General features: G+C 43.4%; 22 protein-coding genes and 2 tRNA genes. 14 read left to right on the plus strand and 10 right to left on the minus strand.

What is annotated here, in order from left to right; all coding sequences use genetic code 11:
• The first annotated feature begins 29 nt into the window (after positions 1-29).
• The 3 genes from PV02_RS10425 to PV02_RS10435 all read left to right on the plus strand — a co-directional run bounded on the left by PV02_RS10425 (position 30) and on the right by PV02_RS10435 (position 2679).
• On the plus strand, positions 30-662 hold the full coding sequence (locus PV02_RS10425; RefSeq protein ID WP_256623357.1) for a 6-hydroxymethylpterin diphosphokinase MptE-like protein: 633 nt from the start codon (positions 30-32) through the stop codon (positions 660-662).
• A 102-nt stretch (positions 663-764) separates the two neighbouring features.
• The gene (locus tag PV02_RS10430) at positions 765-1889 is read left to right on the plus strand and encodes a DUF373 family protein (RefSeq protein ID WP_256623358.1); all 1125 of its coding nucleotides are present in this window, start codon (positions 765-767) and stop codon (positions 1887-1889) included.
• Entirely contained in the window at positions 1876-2679 is an 804-nt protein-coding gene (locus tag PV02_RS10435; RefSeq protein WP_256623359.1) for an MTAP family purine nucleoside phosphorylase, read from the plus strand. Before PV02_RS10430 ends, PV02_RS10435 begins: the two co-directional genes overlap by 14 nt.
• Positions 2680-2734: 55 nt before the next feature.
• Here PV02_RS10435 and PV02_RS10440 read toward each other — a convergent pair whose 3' ends face one another.
• A complete protein-coding gene (locus PV02_RS10440) occupies positions 2735-3565 on the minus strand; it encodes an RAD55 family ATPase (RefSeq protein ID WP_256623360.1) in 831 nt (276 codons plus the stop codon).
• Positions 3566-3673: 108 nt separating this feature from the next.
• Here PV02_RS10440 and PV02_RS10445 point away from each other — a divergent pair, with 108 nt between their 5' ends.
• From PV02_RS10445 to PV02_RS10485, 9 genes are all read left to right on the plus strand, one after another.
• Positions 3674-6151 carry a DEAD/DEAH box helicase gene (locus PV02_RS10445; RefSeq protein ID WP_256623361.1) on the plus strand — a complete coding sequence of 826 codons (2478 nt, stop codon included), beginning with the start codon at positions 3674-3676 and terminating at the stop codon, positions 6149-6151.
• Between the two features lie 118 nt (positions 6152-6269).
• Positions 6270-6641, plus strand: coding sequence for a DUF3467 domain-containing protein (locus PV02_RS10450; RefSeq protein WP_256623362.1), 372 nt, complete (start codon positions 6270-6272; stop codon positions 6639-6641).
• 181 nt (positions 6642-6822) lie between these two features.
• On the plus strand, positions 6823-7047 hold the full coding sequence (locus PV02_RS10455; protein WP_256623363.1) for an LSM domain-containing protein: 225 nt from the start codon (positions 6823-6825) through the stop codon (positions 7045-7047).
• 33 nt (positions 7048-7080) lie between these two features.
• Entirely contained in the window at positions 7081-7431 is a 351-nt protein-coding gene (locus PV02_RS10460; RefSeq protein ID WP_256623364.1) for a helix-turn-helix transcriptional regulator, read from the plus strand.
• Between the two features lie 66 nt (positions 7432-7497).
• Positions 7498-7575: transfer RNA gene (locus tag PV02_RS10465), tRNA-Glu, on the plus strand.
• Positions 7576-8030: 455 nt separating this feature from the next.
• Positions 8031-8813 (plus strand): helix-turn-helix transcriptional regulator, encoded by a 783-nt coding sequence (locus PV02_RS10470; protein WP_256623365.1) that lies wholly within the window; start codon positions 8031-8033, stop codon positions 8811-8813.
• A gap of 44 nt (positions 8814-8857) precedes the next feature.
• Entirely contained in the window at positions 8858-10384 is a 1527-nt protein-coding gene (locus PV02_RS10475; protein WP_256623366.1) for a methylamine methyltransferase corrinoid protein reductive activase, read from the plus strand.
• 800 nt (positions 10385-11184) lie between these two features.
• Positions 11185-12357, plus strand: a complete 1173-nt coding sequence (locus PV02_RS10480; protein WP_256623367.1) for a S1 family peptidase — start codon at positions 11185-11187, stop codon at positions 12355-12357.
• 55 nt (positions 12358-12412) lie between these two features.
• Complete coding sequence (locus PV02_RS10485) at positions 12413-13096, plus strand: hypothetical protein (protein WP_256623368.1); 684 nt, start codon at positions 12413-12415, stop codon at positions 13094-13096.
• A 684-nt stretch (positions 13097-13780) separates the two neighbouring features.
• On the opposite strand, the gene PV02_RS10490 is transcribed toward PV02_RS10485, so the two are convergent.
• The 6 genes from PV02_RS10490 to PV02_RS10515 all read right to left on the minus strand — a co-directional run bounded on the left by PV02_RS10490 (position 13781) and on the right by PV02_RS10515 (position 16813).
• Complete coding sequence (locus PV02_RS10490; protein ID WP_256623369.1) at positions 13781-14518, minus strand: hypothetical protein; 738 nt, start codon at positions 14516-14518, stop codon at positions 13781-13783.
• 147 nt (positions 14519-14665) lie between these two features.
• Positions 14666-15367, minus strand: coding sequence for a phospholipase C/P1 nuclease family protein (locus PV02_RS10495; protein ID WP_256623370.1), 702 nt, complete (start codon positions 15365-15367; stop codon positions 14666-14668).
• Between the two features lie 65 nt (positions 15368-15432).
• Positions 15433-15798, minus strand: coding sequence for a hypothetical protein (locus PV02_RS10500; RefSeq protein ID WP_256623371.1), 366 nt, complete (start codon positions 15796-15798; stop codon positions 15433-15435).
• A gap of 285 nt (positions 15799-16083) precedes the next feature.
• Entirely contained in the window at positions 16084-16362 is a 279-nt protein-coding gene (locus PV02_RS10505) for a type II toxin-antitoxin system RelE family toxin (protein ID WP_342765640.1), read from the minus strand.
• 8 nt (positions 16363-16370) lie between these two features.
• Entirely contained in the window at positions 16371-16658 is a 288-nt protein-coding gene (locus tag PV02_RS10510) for a hypothetical protein (RefSeq protein WP_256623372.1), read from the minus strand.
• A complete protein-coding gene (locus PV02_RS10515) occupies positions 16658-16813 on the minus strand; it encodes a hypothetical protein (RefSeq protein ID WP_256623373.1) in 156 nt (51 codons plus the stop codon). Before PV02_RS10515 ends, PV02_RS10510 begins: the two co-directional genes overlap by 1 nt.
• A 411-nt stretch (positions 16814-17224) precedes the next feature.
• Between PV02_RS10515 and PV02_RS10520 the strand changes: the two genes are divergently transcribed.
• Positions 17225-18016 (plus strand): viperin family antiviral radical SAM protein, encoded by a 792-nt coding sequence (locus PV02_RS10520; protein ID WP_256623374.1) that lies wholly within the window; start codon positions 17225-17227, stop codon positions 18014-18016.
• Between the two features lie 354 nt (positions 18017-18370).
• Here the strand turns inward: PV02_RS10520 and PV02_RS10525 are convergent.
• From PV02_RS10525 to PV02_RS10535, 3 genes are all read right to left on the minus strand, one after another.
• Positions 18371-18446 (minus strand) — tRNA-Gln (locus PV02_RS10525).
• 67 nt (positions 18447-18513) lie between these two features.
• A complete protein-coding gene (locus tag PV02_RS10530; RefSeq protein WP_256623375.1) occupies positions 18514-18915 on the minus strand; it encodes a hypothetical protein in 402 nt (133 codons plus the stop codon).
• Between the two features lie 11 nt (positions 18916-18926).
• A complete protein-coding gene (locus PV02_RS10535) occupies positions 18927-19253 on the minus strand; it encodes a DUF2551 domain-containing protein (RefSeq protein ID WP_256623650.1) in 327 nt (108 codons plus the stop codon).
• Between the two features lie 84 nt (positions 19254-19337).
• Between PV02_RS10535 and PV02_RS10540 the strand changes: the two genes are divergently transcribed.
• Entirely contained in the window at positions 19338-19910 is a 573-nt protein-coding gene (locus PV02_RS10540) for a hypothetical protein (protein WP_256623376.1), read from the plus strand.
• Positions 19911-21418: the final 1508 nt, after the last annotated feature.

Raw genomic sequence — 21418 nt, forward strand, 5'->3', positions numbered from 1 at the left:
GACCGGAACACCAGGGAAACCGGGAAAATATGGATTTCAACAAATGGGAGCCTGTGTATTCAGATATACTGGAGGACATGGGCTTCAGCAGGGAAGAGGATGAGCGTGCTGCTCTCCTTCTCTCCCGCATGCTCGATCCTGCAAAGACTGCAGATGTATCTGTCCTGCATGAGCTCATTGAGGGCAGGGACGTGCTTGTATGCGGCAATGCTCCCGGTCTCAGGGATGGGCTCCTGTCCGTTGACGTTAAGAGATACGTGGTCATAGCTGCTGATGGAGCCGCAGCTGTTGTGCTTGATTCAGGGACTGTGCCTGATATAATAGTTACTGACCTTGACGGTAATGTCGAAAGGGAGATAGACGCCAGCCGCAAAGGTTCTGTCATGGTAGTGCATGCCCATGGGGATAACACCGATAAACTGGAAAGATATGTCCCTTTTCTGAATAAGGTGATAGGAAGTACCCAATCGGTCCCTCTTTGTAATGTTTACAATTTCGGCGGCTTCAGCGATGGTGACAGATGCGTTTTCCTTGCAAGGGAATTTGGTGCGGCCGGTATCACTCTAGTGGGTTTTGACTTTGATGATGAGAACGTGACCCCTATCAAGAAGAAGAAACTGCGCTGGGCCAGGAGACTGATAGGTGAACTGCTCAGTGAGTAACAGGTATTGTCGTGTCTCACTTTTTATCATTGATCTGTCATCATTGTAATGATTTTATGAGAATCTATTTATATTTCCGTATCAATTAGCAAGTGGAGTTATATGGAAACATTGATCCTCTGTATAGACAGGGATGATGACCTCGGCGTAAAGGCCAATGTAAGGGGACCTGTCATTGGAAGGGAGGCTAACGTTGAAGCCGCTGTAAGGCTTGCCACAGCGGATCCCGAGGACTCGGATGCCAACACCATCTTCGGTGGTATCAAGGTACTGGATGACCTGGCTGCAAAGGGTGTTGATGCGGAACTGGTCACCCTTGCGGGAGACAAGAACATAGGCATCATCTCGGACCAGAAGATAGCGAACCAGCTTGATGCCCTTCTTAAGAATATCCGGTTCGAATCCGCTATATTCATTTCTGACGGGGCCGAGGACGAGACCCTGCTCCCCATCGTGCAGTCCAGGATAAAGATAAACTCTGTCAAGCGTATTGTAGTCATGCAGAGTGCCAACCTTGAAAGCACCTATTACATCATAAAGCACGCTTTTAATGACCCCAAGATATCCCAGACCTTCTTCGTGCCACTGGGACTGGCTTCACTTATCTATGCATTTTTCCTTATGATCGATTATCCACAGGGCGCGATCATAGGCATACTTGCCGCAGTGGGCCTCTACATGCTCTACAGGGGATTCGGTGATCCCATATCTGTTTATGGAGAGCGTATCAAGGATTCCTTCCACTCCGGGAGGATGACTTTCCTTACATATCTCGCCGCGTTCCTGATACTGGTACTTGCAACTGTGCTGGGCCTTGCCAGGGTATGGGAGCTTTACACGCGCGAAGGTATCTGGTACTATGGGGTTGTGCCGCTGGCCACAGTGTTCATAAACACCACTGTATGGCTCTACGTAAGCGCATTCCTGATAGCGGATGTAGGGAAGATCATCGACTGCTACAGGAGCCGCGTGTCCACTTTCAGGTACATCATACCCGCCTTCTTCGTGATATCCATGGGCCTGCTCTTCTGGGGAGCAAGCACATACCTCATGTCCATAAGTACCGTCATTGGCGGCAGTAGTATCGACCCTGCAGTGGGAGTACAGTATTTCGTCTATTCCATAGTGGCAGCTATTGTCATTGCCCTTGTCGGGATAAAGGTCTCCACCAGCGTGAGGATGGAAGAGAATCAGACCTTAAAGGGTAGCAACAATGCGGATACGTAGGGCAGAAGAGGTCCAGGGTTCCTGCTTTGATATCGCATTAATCGGCGGTGTGAACTTTTCCCTGCCTGGAGTTACCGGAAGCATCGTTGTGGAAACGCCTTTTGGTGTGGTCCGGGCCTATCCGTTCGATGTCCATGGCAGGAGAGGTGTTATGATACCCAGGCACGCTGACGGGCAGAAGCACCTGCCACCGCACATGATCAACTACCGGGCTATTATATGGGCAGTTACGGAACTTGGAATTGAGAGAGTCATATCCGTGAACTCTGTAGGCACAATGCGTGGCCATCCGATTGGCAGTTTTGTACTGCCGGACGATATTCTGGATATGACAAGAAGCCGGAAATCCACTTTTCATGATGATATGACAGTGCATGTTGACATGACAGATCCTTACTGCCCCCAGCTCAGGAATGGTCTAATGAATGCGCTGGTCGGAAGGGAACTTGGGTTCTCAGATGGCGGCGTATATGTCTGCACCGAAGGCCCGAGGTTTGAGAGCAGGGCAGAGATACGTATGATGAGCACGTTCGGGGATGTCGTTGGCATGACGGGCATGCCTGAGCTCGTACTGGCCAGGGAGCTCAATCTTTGCTATGCTTCCATCTGCACAGTGACCAATAATGCATGCGGCCTGGGTGATGGGAAGATCACGGCTTCAGAGGTCGTCAGGACGCTCCGGGAAAAACAGGAGAACCTGCTTGAAGTGCTGCTCAGTGTCGTACGGAGTCTTCCTGAGAAGCGTGAGTGCAACTGCATGCATGCCACGGACATCGATGCATGTCTCTAAGTGCATTTATTCTTCTAACTGGAATGCGATAGAACTTGGTGACGAACAGGCCTTTTCAGGCGATGTCCCTGGAGGTATCGATCTGCACTCCTTCGCCGATCTTGAACTTGATGATATCTGCACTTGGCACCATTCCTCTTATCTTGGGTATGGCGAGCTTGCTGACCAGTTTATCGGACCCTGTCTCAAGGCTGGACTCGAATATCACGTCGACCGTGGCAAAGACCTCATTGTCTATCCTTTCAGGGGTAGTGCCCTTGTGACCGTAAAGGTATGTAAGGCATTGCATCTCCTTTGTAACCTCATAGATAACGTTGGTCAGCTGGCGGATGAGGCCCGGATTGATGTGAAGGTTCATAAAGAAAGAGAATGAATCGATCACGAGGTTCACTTCTTCACCGTCCGAGTCATTGGCTATGTTGCGCAGGTTGTATTCAGTGAACTCGATGATCTTGGAGTCGATGTACTCGTTGCCTACGTTCTCGGACAGTTCGCCGCATGAGTTGAAGTAGTATTCACTGTACACGTCCACAAAGATGATGTTGGAAGGGTCAAAGCCAAGATTGATGATGTCCCTGAGGACGAACTTGGGCCTGCGACCGGTGGTAAAATAGAAGGTCCTGCGGGATTGAGTGAACTGGTAGAGGAACACCTCAGACATGGAACGCGGGTCGGCCGAAAAATAGGATACTGAGCCCGCCGGCAGTCCACCTCCAAGATTCCTGTCAAGGACGGATATACCTGTAGAAAGCAGCACAGGCTCGTCCAGGTATGTCACACTCGAAGCCTGTTTCTTAAGGCTGTCGTAAAGTAGGACATCTTCCTGTTCCCCGGCTGGGCCTTCCTGCATAACGGAGTTTGCTGCATAGGATTTGCTTGTTAACATTCTTCTGCCCCTTGTAAGCAAGGAATAATATATTGCTTTTTATATTTTTACTTATGCTTTCCCTAAAGCCAATACTTTTTATAGTCACTGTACTATCTGAGTGCGCAGATGACTCTCTGGATTTTAATAATAGCCGAAAGGGCAAAGATAACTGTGCTGCCGATTCGGGATAAAAAGAAAAAGCCTCTTTTTGTGGGTGAACTGGTCATGCAGACCACTGCCACAGGACCCAGGCCTCATAAGTTCAAGGTGATTCTCAATAACAAGGAAGAGTTCCATCCACCTTCTGAGCTGACAGAGTTGTTGAGGACAGCCGATCGCATCATGATAGGAAGGGACGGGGACCCTCAGCAGACGGCCACCGTCATCTCAATGTTACAGGGCTTCCAGCTAAGCGCCGATGTTGTGGATGTATGCAGGTTCTGTCTTCTGAAAAACATGTTCAATTTCCTCAACCGAAGGTCAGTGCGCTACCATCGGGAGAAGATATGCCTGGACTGCGCAAGAGATGAACTTACCAGAGTGCTTTCAAGCTCCCAGGTGACATATGGGGAGGAAGTTTGCGACAGGCTGGAAGAAGTGCTGCTTGGCACAAGGGACCTTGACAGGACATTGCTGATGCTTAATCCCGAGGAGCTTGATCACGAGCTCACACGTTTTGATGCAATAGCGGCGAGCACTGAAGTCTCGACTTCCAGGATTAAGGAACTGCCCATACACAGGAAGTTTAGGGAGCTTCTGCTACAGAAGTCTGATGTATTGCTGCCGGTGCAGTCCATCTCGGTGAAGAATGGCCTGCTCAAGGGACAGAGCCAGCTGGTGACCTCGGTGACGGCAACAGGCAAAACGCTCATCGGAGAGCTTGCCGGTATCGAGAACATACTGCGCAAAAAGGGAAAGCTGCTCTATCTTGTGCCTCTGGTTGCTCTGGCGAACCAGAAGTACGACCAGTTCACGGAGCGCTACTCCGGTCTTGGGATACAGACATCCATCAGGGTGGGAAGCGCACGCATCAAGGTGTCCAAGACGGACTCAATGCGCAGGTCCCTTGACTCTGACATCATTGTGGGCACCTACGAGGGCATTGACTATATTCTCAGGACCGGCGCCGCCGATATGCTGGGCTATATCGGTACTGTTGTGGTGGACGAAGTGCACACCATCGAGGACCAGGAACGCGGCCACAGGCTTGACGGGGTGATCGCGAGGCTCAAGTACAGCGCCCCGGACGCGCAGTTCATCTACCTGTCAGCCACCGTGGCAAAGCCTGAGATAATGGCAAAACATCTCAATGCAAAGCTTATCGAATACGAGTACAGGCCGGTTCCCATTGAAAGGCACCTGGTGCTCTGCCCGGAGCATTCGAAGATAAAGATAATGACCAAGCTTGCCAGGGACGAATATGGCAAAGTGTCATCCAAGGGGCACAGGGGGCAGACCATCATCTTCACGAACTCAAGGCGTAACTGTCACCGTATCTCCGAGGCCCTTTCGATCCCCTCAGCTCCGTACCACGCAGGCCTGACCAGCCAGGAGCGCAAGAAAGTGGAAGTGAGCTTTGCAAAGGGCAGGCTCCCGGTTGTAGTGACCACTGCAGCTCTTGCTGCAGGTGTCGATTTTCCGGCCTCGCAGGTAATGTTCGAATCCCTTGCAATGGGTATCGAATGGCTGAACATGCAGGAGTTCCTGCAGATGCTGGGGCGTGCAGGCAGGCCTGACTACCACGACAGGGGCGAGGTGGTGCTGCTTGCAAGCCCTGGCAAGAGATACACCGGCGATCAGGGTGACACAGAGGATACCGTGGCCCTGAAGCTGCTCAAGGGTGAGATGCTGCACACTAGGGTGGATTACGGGGAAGAGGAGAAGCTCGAGGAGATATTAGCGACAGCAGCAGTCACCTCCTCGGAAAAGGACCTGCGCAGGATCCATGGGAACATGCTTGCTGACTACAATGTGGACGTGCTTCTTCGCAGGCTTGAAAAGCAGAAATTCCTGCAAAGGAACAAAGGCAGTGTCGAGCTCACGAGGTTTGGCAAGATTGCCGCAGGCCATTTCCTTTCCGTTTCCAGGGCATTCCTGATCAGGGATGCGGTATTGCTTGACCAGGGCCCACTGAACATTGTAACCAACCTTGAGTTCTTCGATGGGGTATATTTCAAGTACGCTTCCAGGATATCAGCCACCCTTAACGTCAACCTTCCTTCAAGGGTCTTTCAGGGAGCGTCCCTGGATATCCTCTTTGAGGGGGAGAACATGGGCAAGCTTGATATTGCATTGAGGGAGCAGCTATTCGATTTCGCCTCTGAGTTCCTCACATGCACCTGCAAGGATTCCCCATACTGCGGCTGTGCGGAGCGCAAGTTCTCGGAGAAGATCATCACGATAAGGACTGAAGGCTATGACCCTGCAGGCATTGTCCGGAAAATAGAGAACCTGTACGGCGTAACGGCCTATCCGGGTGACGTGCTGGGATATCTTGACAGCGCCGTGCGTAATCTTGATGCGGTTGAGATGATAGCCAAGGCATACTCCAAAAAGGAGATCGCATTGGAGGCCCATCGCCTGAAAAAGGAAATTGAGGGTTGAGACTATGCCTGCGATGCCCCGGCTCATCATAATCTTTTAGAATAATGCCAACAGATATTGCATACCTGGCAGATGATCCCTGCCTGACAGGTACCATCCTTTGAAAGGAAACGTTAATATGAGTGAAAAATCAGAAGAGATAAAGGCAAAAAGAAAGGTAAGGATAGAGATGTTCAAGCCTGCTGACTTCAAACAGGTTTACTCTATAGGAGCTGTGGGGGGGCACAGCCCGTATGATTTCAGGATAGGCTTCTATAACGACACTCCTCTGCCGACTGACAAGTCCTCGGATGAGCAGGTAGTTCAGAGAAGACTTGAAACGGAGGTCATCCTTTCCCCGCTGGCCGCCGCGGAACTTGCCAGGTGGCTCAACCAGCATATCCAGGATTACGAGGCAGTGTTCGGCCCCATAAGAAGGCCGCATGAGCATGTTAAAAAGAAAAGTGATGCTGAAACTCAGGCTACCACTGAGATACAGGGTTATATGTAATGTCTTCCAGGACCCTGGCATTATATCCAAATATGCTGCGTACAGCCGGTATAGTGAAAATTCTGTCTTACGATAGGGTTAAATCGCCAGTAATAAATATTAGATTGTAATATTGTATAAGCCTATAATGGAATGGCTTCAGTGAGTTTACGATCGTTCAAAACTGATGTGAGGATTTATTTTGTTCCCGAATAAGAAAGTCCAGAAATTGATTGGATCAAAAGTCCAGGTTGAGATGAAAGGTGACCTTCACCTGCTTGAAGGAACCCTTAGCAGTGCAGATGATTACATGAACCTCCATCTTGTCGATACCGTTGAGATAGCAAACGGCGAGCGTTTGAGGTCCCTTGGTTCCGTCGTCCTTCGTGGAAACAATATCATTCTTGTCATTCCAGTGGAAGGTTAACTGCTAAAGTAGTTAATAATATGGAAAATTGATATGAGTATTGAAGAAACAGCTCTCGATGTCATTCGCGCTCAGCAGGAAGGTGTCTTCCAGAATCAGCTGTGGAAGATGCTGGATATAGATAGCCGTAAGTGCTCCAGGGTTATTTCCAAGCTGCTGGAGGACGGGCTCATTATCCGTGAGCAGGCCGTGTCCAACGGTGCCAGGACCTACCTGCTGAAAGTGAAAGAAGAGAAGAAGCCGTCCTTTGAGTTACTCATGGCCGGGGAGGTATTCTCCCCCTGCGCAGGCTGCAGGGATGCATGCCAGCCTGAAAGCTGTGAAAAGCTCACATTCTGGGTAATGAATCTTGAAAAAGATCAGGAACAGGGTGAAATATACTGATCTGGGCGAAAGCTTTAATACTGATATGTACTATGTTGGAGTCGCTCATTTGAGCGAAATCAACGTGCTCCGGTAGTGTAGTCCGGCCAATCATTCCGGCCTTTCGAGCCGAAGACTCGGGTTCGAATCCCGACCGGAGCACCAACCTCTACTCCTCTCAAAACCACAACTTGTTGCAGGTATCTGCTTTTGATATGATCCAATCATTGAAATGATTGTCATCTTACTTAGGTATATATACTTTTCTACGATCTCCATATCCTTACAGGGTTTTAACTGTACTTTGAATAAAAATAGTAGTGCAATCCAAACTGCAATCACAGGTCGCTGCTTTATATGGCAAACCATTTAAATCCTACAGGGAGATTTTATATCAGGTCATGATTTGCATTTGAGATGCTTCTCCGGTCCGGGGTACGATCTCTTTTGGTCATCTGTATTGTTTAAAAATGAAAAAGTTGAGATAAAATGAAAGTTAACGGCGTTAAGGGTAAAGTACGACCAATCACATGCAGTTCCCATCCAGTTCGTTTGCAGCAAGATCACCAGAAAGCTCTGCTTTTGTATAATCGCTACGAAACAGGACTCAAGAGGTTAGAATGAAAACAGAACTGATAAGTACAGTGTTCCTATCGGAAAAAAGAAAGAACACTCTCCTTATGTTAATGGAGCAGCCTGCTACCATAGATGATATAAAGGAATCCCTTACAGGCACCACCAGTGCTATTATGGCGCAGATGAAGATCCTTCTTGAGCAGGGCCTCATTGAACAGACCTCTGACGAATACAGACTGACCTATATAGGGAAGATAATCCTAAGGAAGATAAAGCCCCTGATGGAAGCACTCAGCGTGCTTGAGGAAAACAAGGAGTACTGGGAAAGCAGGGACATGAGTGCTATCCCCGATCCTCTTCTGGACAGGATCGGTGACCTGGGGCAGATAATGGTATACCAGCCGGATCTCAATCATCTTTTCGAGCCTCCTAAACAGCTATGTCTCAGTCTCAAACAATCAACTAAGGTATCGACATTCTATTCATATTTCTGCCCCAGTTGTCCCATGAATTACTCGGAACTTGCCAAAAAAGAAATAAACTTTGATCTTATATTGACCAGGTCTGTATACAATCGTCTAAAGGAAGAATATACAGAGCAATATGATGCAATGATCAATTCTTCAAGTTCAAATATATTCATATGTGAGGACAGTAGCATTCGTCTGGGTGCTCTCTCGATAACAGATGATCTTCTGTTGATAGCGTTCTTTAATAAGCAGGGTATATTCGACCACAAAAAAGTGATTAGCTTTGAGGAGAGTGCACGTCAGTGGGGAATGGACCTCTTCGGCAAGTACAGACAGATGGCTGAAAAGGTTAAGTGACTATCTCCTGTTGCCCGGTCAACTAACCAGCCATTCCCGGAAAAATGATCAAAGACCAGGCAGATCAGGGATATATCGATAGGTCCACGTCTTTCCCAAAAGCAAATGAGATAATGACAGATGCAGTGTGCAAACTGATAAAAAGCCTCACCGGCGACACTCTACATATAAGTAAGATCGCAGTGTGCGGGAATCCGATACAGCTTTCCCTGTTCCAGAACTCCGAGATAAGGGACCTTGCCTATGCAGGCAGGAACATGCAGAAAAGGCTGGGTGTTGAAAATGTGGAGCGACAGGCAAGGATTTTCCCCGCAGCCGATATTTTCAAAGACAGGCTTGATCTTGGGAAGTGTGATGTCATAGTACCTCCGGCGGTCCGGCATGAGATTGGTGCAGATGCGCTTGCGATGATGCTGGAAACAGATTTCCTGGGCCAGTCGGCTTCCACCCTGGTTACGGACTATGGCACTAATGCTGAAATGGCTATTAAGGTGGGAAACAGGATCATAACAGGAAGTGCTGCTGCAGGTCCGGCTATCGAGGGACAGGGAATAAGCTGCGGTATGCTTGCAGGTCCGGGTGCGATATCCGATGTCAACAGCGAAGGCAAATACTGGAGGCTCACAGTACTCGATGAGGATATGGCAGCCAGGCCTTCCCATCTGGTTGACCCCTGTACTGGTGATATTATAGAAGAGACAGGCCTTCGACCTGCAGGGATAACAGGCACCGGCCTCATTGCCTGCCTGGCACTTGCGATGCAAACAGGACTAATTGAAAGGCCCCCGAGACTCAAATACGGCAAGCTCATGCTTGGAGAAGGGATACGTATCTCCGAGAGTGATATAAAGGAAGCAGGCAAGGCCATAGGTGCGATAAGGGCTGCACAGCTGACACTCATAATAGAAGCCGGGCTTGCTTATGAAGAACTTGTGAACACCTATATGACAGGTGCATCCGGTACTTATGTTGATCCCTGGAAGGCTATGTATACGGGCTCCTGCCCCAAGTATACCAGCAGGATAGTCCAGTTCGGGAATACTTCCCTCTCCCTAGCCAGAAGGATACTGACTGAAGAATCAAAGCTTGCTGAGGTCATCGATCTTGCAGGCAGGATAAAGGTCGATCATCTGATGATGGCCACAAGCGCTACCTTTAAGAATTTCTATACCTGCGAGCTATCTTTCTGGACAGAAGGCATGGACATGGAATTGTACAACCGTTTCCTGAAGATATATAAGCTTCCGGTCCTGCCTGCGGTCTTTAACGAACCCCGGATGGAAAAGAGCGCCCGGAAAGATATTGCAGAAGCAGGATTCGAAAGCATAAGGCTTGTTGATGACATTGGTGTTACTCTTGAGGAGATTGCCCCTGGCTGTATAATGTGCCACCAGTGTGAAGATGAATGTCCCGAAAAGGCAATCTCAAGTATTGATAATGATGGTGCTCCCGTGGTGAGATACAGCACGCAGAGATGTCTCGGGACTGCCTGTAAAAGATGCGTGAAAGTCTGTCCGGTAAAAGCTATTGGATACAGGGAGATCAGGGTAGTATCTGACGGCAGTTATTGAGAACAGGAGCATGATAGATTCATGATAGATTCCAGGGACATTGATGTTGCATTCTCTTTAATACTGAAGGAATTTGACAGCGGGTTTGAAGAATATTGTTCCCGATATACGTTGTGATGGCAAATATGATTTGACAAATTTCCGTTGCTCACCAGAGAGTCTTTTGAATTCTATTTTTTTAACGGCTTAGTAAAAACTCATATGCTTATCAGGATTAATCAAAAGACATTGATTTTAGATATTCAAGAGACTATGCAAAAGGTGTGTTCTTGGCCGACATCCCTCTGATTGTACACAAAAAAATACTGAGAAAAGCATACCCTACTTTTTAGATAATCTTTTTTATGATGTTTGACCGAGAAACACTCTGTAAATTTACACCATCTAAAATAAGAAGATGTAAATAAAAATCAGTATGCAACTTGCTAATTTAAAGATGGATGTTATGAATAAGTGATGCTGACTTGACTCAAACAGGCAATTCTATCACGCGGGTGGGAAACCCCACATGTTGAGATCAGGACTGAACGTTTGGTATGTGCCATCTCCGGTAGCAAGTTCACCATTTACTATTACCCAAGTTTTCAGTTGGATGAAAGGGCCATAACTGCTTTATACATTGCTAATATTTTTTCTATTACTACATAAAGAAATGTAGCCGAAATCCAGACAGTATTATGAAGATATCGTCCTGGATTCCGGAACTGCCCTGAGGCAAGGTTATAGTTGACTTTTATGATGTTTAAAGTTTACGCAATCTTGCCTTTGGTACATTGTGAAAATAAAACAAAGGTGGATTAATGAAACAATACCTAATAATTGGTTTTGCTGCAATGCTTTGTATGCTCTTGCTTGTAAGTACTGTAGCTGGAGAAGTATCTTCTGAAATATCAACGGTGGCTGAAGACGAAAATTTAGAAGAATTTATCCTTAACATCCCAGCAATTAGCAACAAGACATTAGATAATTTAAAGGAGAACAGCAATATATTGAAAGTTCAAGGGGAAATTCCTGAACTAGAAAGTGGAAAAGAAGTATATGAATGGACAAACCACGTTGACAAAATCAGAGTCAATATACGAGAGGATAAATCTTTAGACAACTACTATTACCCATCTGGACCACTTCTTGCTTATGGAACAGATGCTAAAGGTTACTTCGTGGTCATGCTTTACGATAAAGCAGAAATAAAAGATGAAGATATTGATTCTATTGCTGAGATTATAACAAAATATGCAACTAAATCAAGCATAAAAAATGTTCCTATCGTTTTTACTACAGATGAATTAATAAGGCCTGTTAGTTCTTCTGTAAGTGCAACTAGTGCTGCTGCTATAAGAACCAATCCTTATCTTATCAGATATCGTCCAATAACAGCTGGGATTGCTCATTCTGTTTATTTCCCATTATTAGGACAAGCTCAACTTGGAACAATTGGATTTACTGCAAAGAGAACTAGTGACAACACACTAGGATACGTGATTGCTGGACACGTTGCAGGATGGCAAACGGGTCTTAGTTCATATCAGCCTATATATAATGCAACTAATTATAATGCAGCTGTCTCTGTACTAGGAGCAAATACCGATGCAGCCTTTGTTCCATATAGCAATGTAGTGGATGACCTGCATATAGGAGGAGGGACTTTTGTAGATGTATATGGAACTTATTCTGGAGGAATATCTGGCATGCAACTTACAAAATCCAGCACTGTTAGCGGTTCTGTCACTGGAACTTATCTCGCAGTCTTAACTGGACAAAATGTTTTAGGACACTTTATGGATAAGATTGAAGTAATGAGCACAGGCTGTCAGGGTGGAGATAGCGGTGGTCCAGTATATTATACAAGCAGTGGAAGATATAGAATAGTAGGAATAATATCTGCAAATGGAACATATAACGGAGCGCCTGCTACAATATACATCCCATATGGAGAAGTAGCATCCAAACTTGGAGTAGAAGCTCTTAAGTAAACCTCAATAAGAGGTTTACTTTTTACTTTTTAAAACGGGAAGGGAGTATTAATCTATGAATAAAAAAAACATCCTCGTCCTTATAAGTGCACTTTTGATAATAGGAATTACACAAGCAAGTGCGTTCAATGTCACCTATAGTAGTACTGATAATGAGATATTTGAAAGAATTACTACTTTGTCACAAAATGGGGTTAAAAACTGCACTAATCCTGAAAGTCCCATATATGACTCATCGGTTGTGAAAGCATATGGAAATGTTCCTTTTATTAATAATGCAAGCCAGCTAAATGAATTTACAGACAAATTAAGACACGTCAGAGAAAACTCATGGAAAGAAATTGATTTTTATCCTAATGGGTCCATTGTTAGATATGGTTCAGACCCGTCAAGAGGTTATTTTCTAATAGAATTATATGATAATGGGGAGGGAAATTATTCTGAAGAAGATACCAGAGAGATTTACGATATCGTAGAAAAATACGCAATAAAAAATGGAGTTGAAGATATTCCTGTTGTTTTTACACTAACAAAAGAAACAGATTTCATAGGTTTTGTGGAGTATCCTGTTTATAGATATGATATTGATAATAAGACTGTAGGAATCTCAGGTATAAACAATTCCATGAATAGTACAAATAACACAAGCCTTCATAATAGTCAAAATATACCTTTCTCAGGAATTCTAATCAGTCTTCTTATTATTGCAGTTGCATATACAATAATTAAAAAGGAATAGGATGCATTATAAGTAGACTTCTACCATCTAACGTAAGATGGAAACAATATCTTTGCTGATAGATAGTATCCTCTGATCATAAACAACAGCTCCACGTGGTTGAATCGATGGAATGTCTTTTTATCGACTTTGTAACTCTCAGCTACTTTTCCAAATCTCTGACAGCTAATTGAGAAGACAACACGAATTTTTCTCTGATCTCATAATAAAGGTGTTTTTGCAATTGATATTTACTGAAAACCGGTTATTGTATGCAAAATCTGAAATGTGATCGCATGCTTTATTAAAAGATTCCATTGTTCTCAGTAACTGGTCATGTTGTTGCTGAGTGGTTACTAATTTACTTTTAATGGTTAGGAGCATGCTATCACATAAAAGATATGGATACATATGATTTTAAAGTACAGTAAGTAGACTGAAAGTATTCGGGTTCAGATTTAAAAGAAAGGCTAATCGTTGTAGTTAACGGAATTCCTCCCATAACTGAAGTTATGGGTATCCTTCCTCAATTCATCGTGAACAGTCCCATCGGCGTCTCTGAATACCAGCTGATGCAGTCACGACCGGAAAATTAGAGATCAAGCCCTCCTTCTATTGAAGAGATTGAAGAGGAACTTATGAAGGGAGAGGAAAAAAGAGGATAATATGCAGATGGGAAACCCTACAATTTCCCCAAGTCACAGCTTACTCATTCAGATATGTGCCCTCTCCTGTGACAAGCCCACCATTTACTATTACCCATCCATCCTGAGGTCCGGAGAAATCAGTTATAATTAATTCTCTATAACTGTTAGACTGCGCTCCTCCAATCCACCATTCGTTCTGTGCTTCCAGCTGAATGTAAATCTGGACGTTTGCATCGGGCGAGGCTTCGTAGTGAGCGTAAATACGGCTGTCATAGCTATAGGAGATTGCATTCCTATAATTGGTGATCGTACCCAGGTTGGTGCTATTGTATCTAGGCATAAGAACTTCTGCATTGCCTACTGGGTTCCTTGTATCGATCGTGTCATTTGAAAAAACTATAATAGCAAAGTCCACAGCTCGTGGATATGTATCTGGTCCATCTCCCCTCAAAGCAAATTTAGGCTCTATCTTCTCAGTTCTCATCGAAAGCATAGGTCCGTGTTCTGTTTCTACAAAGGTGGTTTCCCATTTAACCCTCTGATTGTCATAAGTGGAATTTATGATATTCTGTCCTACAGAAGAAGTATTGTTCAGCATAGGCAGTGGCATATAAAAAGTGACATTGCTCAGGGGCGAGTCGGTTGTGATTTGAATAAGGTAGTAATAGCTTTCCTTGGATGTACTATTGTACACTTCCAGCTTTTTCTCTTCCCACCAGAGAGACAGCAGACCAGCTGAAACGACTAATATCAAGATAAAGACAATCCAGATCTTGAGCAGAGTTTTCATTCTCATTTTTCGCCACCTGATATAATTGTGAGATGTTTTATAAGGCATATAATTGTTTTCAGAAACTAACTCTAAGATGCTATCACCAAAGCACATCAACAAAGAAAGGAGATGCTCCCAGGGGCATCTCATTATGCAGGAATCTCAATTTTATCACAACATTATATAATCATATAATCCGTGATTGTATCTTGCTGTCTTCTGAACGCACTGCGCAGTATAGTAATTCAAGGTTATATCTGTCCTCCAGGTAGAGCTGGTTGTCATTTTGTTTTTGATATAATCGTAATACTGAGCACTATAATCAGCATTATCTTCAACTGCCTGTTCTGGATTCGTGACTGTGATTTTCTGAGTATTTCCTGAAACATATGATTTGAAATTATATCCAGTACTCCAATTACTGCTTACGTGGCTTTCATATGTATTGTGGATAGCAGCATTGAACAAAGCATCTACGAATCCACCAAGGTAGTCTGTGGCCCCTTTACTATGGAACGGAAGACCTACATCCGATAAATAGTGGCTTGAGTATCCAAATCTCTGATGAGCTGTGGCATAATACCCATTATTTATTGCAAATATTGCAGAATCCGCGAATTCATCACATCTGCTTGGTGCGCCTCCAATTCCCCAAAAAGCATCTTCGTAATGATTGTAGTACCTATATGCATAAGGATCAAAACCACTCGCATCTGGGTCGTCAGCAGCATCACGAGCATAACTTCTATAGGATGAACCATCACAAGAGTAGTTAGCAAAATCTTTATGTGGGGTACTATACCATTTAATTTCGATGGACTCGCTTTTTTCCTTTATAAAACGTTCTTCCATTATCTTGCTTACATTGCTCAATGCAAGATTATCCTCAGCTGTAAACTTCTCCGGGTATCTGTTCCAGATATCCTGCAAATCAGCTTTTAGTTTTCTTTGTCTTCCTTCCCGAGATTAGATTCATCAACTGCAGCCATATAAGCAGCTTGACTTTCTTTATCAGTTGCTGCAAAGGCAATCCAGCTGTAAGGAGATGCTTTCACAACATCCGGTAAAGAGGCCTGTAGATTCAAATAATCTTCAACCTTTTTCATTCCTTCTTCGCCCAACTCAGCTTCCAAAGCTTCCATTTGTAATTGAGAAGCATCTTTGATATGAGAAGCATCATTGATTGAGGTTGCCACTTTTTTTTCTTTGGTCGCAGCCATTGCTGATGGTGTAAGACAGAGACACAACAGCAAAGCAATACATAGCAATGCACTGTATTTTCGATTCATTTCTTTAAACCTCATTTTCCTTCTCCTGAGGCAAGAAACGCAAAGCTTAAACTAAATAAAAGCTAACATTACCATGCCTCAGGGCAATTCAGGAATCCAGGACGATATCTCCATAATACTGTCTGGATTTCGGCTATATTTCTTTATGTAGTAATAGAAAAATAGTAGCAATGTATAAAGCAGTTATGGCCTTTTCATCCAACTCAAATTTGTGCTAACAATCAGCCTATCAAGTTAAGCAGGAGAGACGAACCACTCTGTGGAATGAAGTAGGAAACCATTAGTTATAACGAGTGTAATTTACCAATTATAGGCATCATCGTGGTGAGAGAAATGTACAAGCGAAACTGTCCTCTGTTTCATATCCACTGCCAAGATAAGCACAAAGCTAGTCATAATGTGTACCCTATAATAGCCAGCAAGCTCGTTACGTAGGGGTTTAAATCGAGTTGGATTTTCGAGAATTTCGCTAATCTTCTTTTCAAGCACATTCTGCAAATGAGGATTTTTCTTCGTAAGCCTCTTGATATCCTTCTGACACTCTGGCAAGATGTAAAGGGAATAACTCACATCAATCACCAAAAAAGTTATTTGAATATGTCAGATATGTCTTTGACAGGTACAGCCGTGTTCTTATCTGATCTCAGGATCCTTTCGATCACTTCTTCCTTTATTGGCAGTTCATCAGCAGGATGCCAATCTATCATCTCACAAAACTCAGCATCCTCCTCTGAAATGCTCTTATCCCGGATATAGACTTCAAGTATCTTTCGTTTCTGTATTCCATCCTGTGCGACCTTAGACCACTTTACCCATGAAAGTGCCTGAATCTTATCGTAAAGTTCGTCATCAATTGGAATAGTTAATGTAGCCATTAATTATCACAGTTCCTTTGAAAACGTTCAAATTCATCAAGCATCTCAATCTTCTTCTGAATGCTTTCTTTTGCGACCTGAACCCAGTTAATATCCGGCAACGAGTCCATCTCGTTCTTGAGCTCTTCTGGAATGGCTATGGTAAACCTTTTCATGAATAACACCAATTGCATAGGATTATGCATTTGCACATATATTTAGTTAATGCGTAGGGGGGACGACAATTGAAGGGAACACGAATCTACAGAAAAGACGGCTTTTTCTCCCGGTAAATGCAAAAAAGAAGGGCTATTAAAGCTGTATTATGTTACGAAATGACTTTTTTGAGCAATATCTTATATTGTGCCTCTGATTTGTAATAGAAGGGTGATTCCTCGAGTTAATTGACAAATGAAGGACAATTAATACTTTCTCACTCATGCTATCAATATAGAAAGATATTTTGATATCAAGATGTCTATGCAATTTGATATCAAGAAATGGCTGTTATAACAGAACCAGCTCAGTGCCAGTAAAATTATACAAAACAGAAGTATATTTAATGTATGTATAATATATTGGCAAACATGAGGATAAGATCAGCAAACTGGCATCTGACCATGGCCTGCAATTATAGCTGCAGGTTCTGCTTCTACAAAAACATGAAAGGAGAGTTTAAGGGCTGCGAAAGAGCCAGACATATCCTTGAGGTCCTGAAAGCCAGGGGGATCGAGAAGATCAACTTTGCCGGTGGAGAGCCGCTTCTGCACAAGGACCTGAACTGCTTCCTGAAGCTGGCAAAAGAGATGGGGTTTGTGGTCAGCATTGTCACGAATGGTTCGTTGCTAAATGAGAATAATCTCAGGGAAATGAGCGAGTATGTTGACTGGGTAGGCATCTCGGTGGATTCTGCAGAAGAGAAAATAGAAAAACAGCTGGGAAGAGGTTATGGGAACCATGTGGAACATGTACGGAGAATGTGCAGGCTTGTTCATGATAATGGGATGGGGCTTAAGATCAATACAACTGTCACCAGACTGAACTATTCTGAAGATATGAGGCCTTTCATATCCTCGCTGGCTCCTGCCAGGTGGAAGATCTTCCAGATGCTTTCCATGAAAGGCCAGAACAGCGATGCTTTGGATCCGCTCCTGACCTGTGATGAGTTTGAGATGTTCAGGGACATCAACAAAGGATTGGTATTGAGTAATGGAGCTGCTCCGACATTTGAGTCCACTGACGATATGCTGGAGTCTTATCTGATCATCGGCTTTGACGGGAACATTCTCCTGAGCAGGGGCAACCAGCGTTCGACAATTCCTTTGGAGGAACTGAACTGTCTGGAATTAGCAGACCTGGTGGACAGTTGCGAATACTAAGAGAAACCTAACATCTTTTTTTCAGTTCGAGAAAGCGGCCATAAACCCTTGATAATATAAAATGCTACAACTTTTTAGAATATAATGGTTGGATAGAAGATGAAAATAGATAGCTTTACAGAAGTATATATGGCTGTGGAGGAAGCATCTCTCTATGCATTAGGATTTGGTAAGATTTCAGAAAGGTTCAGATTACATATTTGACCGCATATCTGAAAAGAAACTCTGCACCAATTTTGCAGAAGGCAGCATTAAGTCTCTTGAATTCAATTATTGCTGCTGAGACTCGGTGACGTCTTAAGTTTTGTGTTCTGAACAAAAAGCACTCAATAAATAGAAATATATAAAGTATTTTGGTAGCCCGGCACGGATTCGAACCGAGGTTGCGGGATCCAGAGTCCTGCATGATTGACCACTACACTACCGGGCTGCTACGAAAGTATTCCTTACATTGCAATAGTAAGATATTAAGATATCGGTCGATGGTTCATGGGTTTTTAAAGGTTTTCCGGATTCTCGTTCAGGACAGCTGTCCACCACCATCTGGCCATATCAAGAAGATCCTTGCTGAACTGGCCTGAAAGGCGATACTCACCGTTACGATTCGATATCAGACCCGCACCTAGCAGCTTGTTGCGCATGGCGTAGAATGAGGCACGCCCGATATCAAGCTCCTCGAGCATTTTTTCCCACTCGCTGGTCTTGATAGGGTTGCCACTCTTCTGGCGCTCTTCAACCATGATAAGGAATTTCTGGCCGCGCACGGCAGTGGCTTCTTCCTGGAAGAGCCGTCTCATCAGGTTATAATAGGGGTCCCTGGAGTGAGTTATGCGCGCATTTGCATCGGAACGTATAACGATGGTAGTAGACGTGCGTGGCGCATTCTTGACTATAGACATGACCCGTTACCTTAAACGGCCAGCTGCTGAGTGCTGCCGGATTCAAGCGCACTTCTGATCAGGTCCGCATATTCTTCTTTGAGTGAATACACAATAGGTGTCTTATAGGACTCCTTGTGGGACCTCAGTATCCCGATCTTGGAGTATATGTATCCGACCATTGACGCAACAGCGCTGCGTGAGATCTCATACTTTTCAGTGATAGATGCATGTAATTCATCTACGGTGGTTTCCTTTACGCTGAGGAACTTTGATAATATGTGGCTGCGAAGACCATTGACATCAAGTTCGATAAAGCGTTGTAGTCTCCGTTTTATTTTTGATCGAATTGATTCTATAGTCACACCTCTTACTATATTGATATAGCAGTTTTTATATGAATTTCTATCTATAAATAGGTTTTTAAAGTTTCAGATCATGAGATGCTAAAGGCATACTGGAGTTCTGCACAGGTATCATATGCCTCTGCCTATCTCTCAGTTTCCGAGGTGGCCATGTCCTATACTTACGACCTGCAAAACAACACATTGAAAGCCGACGACATTGAACTTCCTCTTGATAATCTTGAGCAGAATCTGGTTGGTACCTGCAGCAAGTGTAATGCCGATGTCGTCAGTATAAGTTATCATCTGCTTGACAGGCGGACAGTTGTTGCTTCTCGATGCTCTGCATGCGGTCGGATGTATGCTATCCTTTATGATGAGTACTGGATATGGCTTGGAGAGCATCCTCTCCTCAGCGTGGCTGATCCTCCCAAACAGGCCAGCCTGGATAACCTGGATGCAGAGATAAAGGAAATAGCAGAACCTTCTGAAGAGCTGCTGGCTTTACAGGCAATCCCTCTTAAAAAACTGGAAACCGTGTTCACCCAGGCAGAGATCAAGACCCTGTTTGCAAGGGCAAGCGGCAAGAAATATGTCCGTCAGTATCTTTATCGCGCCCGCAAAAAATATCCCGAGTTTGGAGAGCTATTTGATATCTACCTGAATATCTGAAAAGATTATAATTTTGCCAGCAGTTGCATCATGGATCGCAGTTTGGATAAAGTTGGAGATGTAAATTTGTTCTAAAGAGCTCTTATTCAGTCCCGCATATACTTTAAAGTGTATATTTAAAAGTAACAGAAAAGTGTTATATTAAATAGAAGCAAATATATATTATTAATTTTATTTAGTTTATATTATTTTAGTTTAATTATAAAAATAGAAAATATATCCAGTTTTGTTCGTAGCAATGCGGCCATATTTTGCCTGGAAGGCTCTACAAATAAGTGAGAGTTATTGTAATAATGAGGAGGATTTTAATGCAAGTAGGTTATTTAAAAGGTTTTCTTAAGTTTTTCTCGTTTAAAATATGCGTATTTTTATATTAATATAATTGGCCTCTTGAGGGTACACTCAGCATATCAAAAAAGTCCTAATAAATATAGGGTGCAAACAGAATACTGTGCATGAAAAATTAGATAAGTTATCCATTATTTAGCTCAGTTGCCTTATATTAATTGTCCTGTATGCAGCAATTATTTCTTCCAGAAAGTTCCTCCTTCAATTAAACGAGGTGAATTGGCTATTGTCTCAGAAAGCCGCCGCCGCTTCCTGTTACATATAGTATGTGAATGAAGAGTTTATGGAATAAGGATATGTGAATTTCCTATCTTTTTTTGCAGATCATCATAGGGTTGAAGGTGGAGAACCCTCCATTCATATAGTCTATGAAACATCCGAGTTGAGAAAAGTATAGGGTTTGAAAAATCGGCAAAATCCGTTCTTATAGTTTATAGCAATATCTAGCATTGTAAATTTTTTGCGCTTTTCGTTATGCAGCAATATAACTAAAAGTTATTTTAATAAATTGCATTATTATGGATTTGAAAATTTGCTGACTCTTATAGAACTACATTACTTAAAGTTATAATTGAGGCTTATTTTATTACAAAAGTAACCCTTTTATCAAATCAGGACCAATACTAGAACTATATACAGAAAGTGGAATTGAATTTTTATTAAGCTATTTTTATATTAACTTTTTTAATGCGGAGAGTCTATCATAAACAAGCCTAAAAGGTTAATATAAAAATATCATTAATAAATTATTAATGCTCATATTTGTACACCGACTGTATTTAAAAATAAAGTTTTGTTTATAAATTTTTACTCTAGTAAATAAATTAGTAGGTAATCGTTCGTAACTAGACTAACGGGGAAGCATTATACACTAAACTATATGCAAAACAAGTAGTTTAAAATGTAACTTATTATAGTTACACATAGTTACAAATTAAAATTATAGAGATCTTCCATAGTTCTCATAGTTTCCTTCACCTCAGCAACCCGGCCTATTTTGGACCAGGCCACTAGCATTGAGCAAAAGACTTGCTCCTGTCGTTAGCATCAAGATAATAGAATTACGCTCCTTTGCTTTCCTCTCCTGTAGCAAAGCAGTACACAACTACAGAACCAGTTAAAAGTGGGGATCGATATATATCCAGATGCCATCTAACCAG

The organism is Methanolobus chelungpuianus, from assembly GCF_024500045.1.
Classification (GTDB): Archaea; Halobacteriota; Methanosarcinia; order Methanosarcinales; family Methanosarcinaceae; genus Methanolobus; species Methanolobus chelungpuianus.